This is a genomic window from Microbulbifer sp. SE14 (assembly GCF_059834885.1).
Genome location: NZ_JCBAJA010000068.1, coordinates 1 through 2,154, shown reverse-complemented (window position 1 = coordinate 2,154; position 2,154 = coordinate 1). Strand labels below are relative to the sequence as shown.

Sequence of the window (2,154 nt, the reverse complement as noted above, 5' to 3'; positions counted from 1 at the left end):
GCGATGAAGGTGGTCTTCCTGGCCATGCAGTCCGCAGCGAAAAAATGGACGATGCCTATCCGCAACTGGAAGCCAGCGCTAAACCGTTTTATGATCGAATTTGGTGATCGCCTCGCCGATTACCTGTAACCAGAAGCATGGGCGGTTACACAGAATTATTTACAGCCTCGCGAACCGGTAACTGTCAGATCAAGTCTGAATTGCTACAGTTTAAGCCCGCGCTCGCGAGCTTTCCGGTTTTATTGGTAAGTGATTATGCTCCCCTCATTTTTAATCTTTTGTGTAGCCCTTGGTTTGTCCTGAGTCGCTAGGTAGTGGCCTATCTGGCTTACTGCTTTTCTGGGAAACCTGAAAAAATAACACCCTCATCAAAAGAATATAGATTGGGGTGTAGCAGTGCCTTCCTTAACCGTCCCTTCAAAGAAACACGGCAATGGATTTGTCTCTGTTTTACTGTTGCTGTCTTTCGGGGTTTTCTCCTCCCTAGCATCGGCGGCAGTACCCGCCCCCACCGTAAGCGCACCCCAGTACTCCTTCGGCACCTACACGGTGTCCTGGAGTGGGGGAGGCGGCGGGGCCACCTATGAGCTGTGGGAGAGTTCCAATGGTTACTGGTACTTCAAGAAGTACACGGGCCCCAATACCTCGAAACAGTTCAGCTACTCCTCCGGCAAGCGCTATTACAAGGCCAAACTCTGCATCAGCACCGAGCCGGGGGTGCCCAATGCCTGTTCCTCGTACAGCGCCAGCAAGAGCGTCACCGTACAGCCGAAGCCCTCTTCGCCCGGCAGTCTCGGCGGCGAGCGGGTGGATACCGATGGCACTTTTAACCTGAGCTGGAGCGCCCCAACATCGGGTGTGACAACCTACTACAAGGTGCAGCAGAACCGCTTCCTGCATATTTACGATGATATCGGTACGACCACTGCCACCAGTTACCAGGTGCAGGGCAAGCCTGATGGCACCTACCGCTTTCGGGTCAGGGCCTGTAACAAGGCCGGCTGTGGCGGCTACAGCCCGCTGCCGGATGCCGCGGTCCATGTGGTAAAGAAACCCTTTCAACCCCGCAACCCGCAGATAACCGCAACCGAAGTGCTGGGCAACGCGATTTTCAGCTGGGATGCGCCGGGGGACAACGGCCCCCTCGGTCACTACGAGATCCAGCACAAGGGCCTGGGTGCCGAGTATGTCTGGCAGCCCCTTGATACGGTGGATGCAAATACCACGGACCTCGATATCACCGGCCACTCCGAAGGCTCCTACAGCTTCCGGGTGCGGGCCTGTAAGGACAACCCGATGGACGGCGCTCCCATCTGCGGCCAGTGGAGCAACACGGTGTCGCTGGACTTCCTCTACGCGCCGCTGGTGTCCTGGTCCTCCGCGCCGTCCGACAGCAGCGATGGCTCTGTATCCATGTCCTGGAGTCTTAGCGGCGGTAGCGCCGCGGATTACTACAAGGTTTACCGGGAGCGGAGAGTCGGTTTGCCGGCCATTTTTGGGCCGGACAGTGTTGTGAAGGGCGAGGATGGTGATTTCACTGGCACCTCCTATACCGACACGGTCCGCGAGAATGATCTCTATCGCTATCGGGTAGAGGCCTGCAACGACGCCGGCTGCACCTCCACTCCCGGTGGCGAAGTGATGGTCAATATCACCGTCGAGGGCCTGGTGGACGACGCGGGCGTGGTTCCGCTGCCTGTACCCGCCAGCGAGTACGTCGGCAGCCTGAGCGAGTCCGCCAGCATCAGCGGCGGCAATGTCAGCTACGGCGTGGAGATGCCGGTACCGCCGGGCCGCAATGGCATGCAGCCGAAGGTGGGCCTCAGCTACAGCAGCGGCGGCGGCAACGGCGTTGTGGGCGTGGGCTGGAGCCTGGAGGCGGCCAGGGGCGCCGTCTACCGCTGCCCCAATATCGCCGCCGTGGGCAATGAGAACCGCCCCTACCTGGGCCAGGTGGAGGACCGCCTGTGCCTGAACGGCCAGCATCTGATGCTGGTGAGCGGCAGCTACGGCCAGGCCGGTTCCGTCTACCAGACGGAGGTTACCGACTACGCGACGGTAACACTGCTGGGCGGCAACTCGCTCAGCAGCAGTTCCCACTTCGAGGTGCAGCACAAGTCCGGCGATATCAGCCGCTACCAGTACGCCCGGGTG

At 59.6% G+C, this 2,154-nt stretch carries 1 protein-coding gene and 1 pseudogene; both read left to right on the top strand.

Translation table 11 applies throughout. The annotated features are described in order from the left end of the window. A pseudogene (locus AC6R19_RS22655) lies at positions 1-129 on the top strand (IS256 family transposase); the annotation flags it as partial. Between the two features lie 267 nt (positions 130-396). After that, positions 397-2,154: fibronectin type III domain-containing protein (locus tag AC6R19_RS22650; protein WP_500582137.1), on the top strand; the 1,758-nt coding region annotated here is incomplete at its 3' end.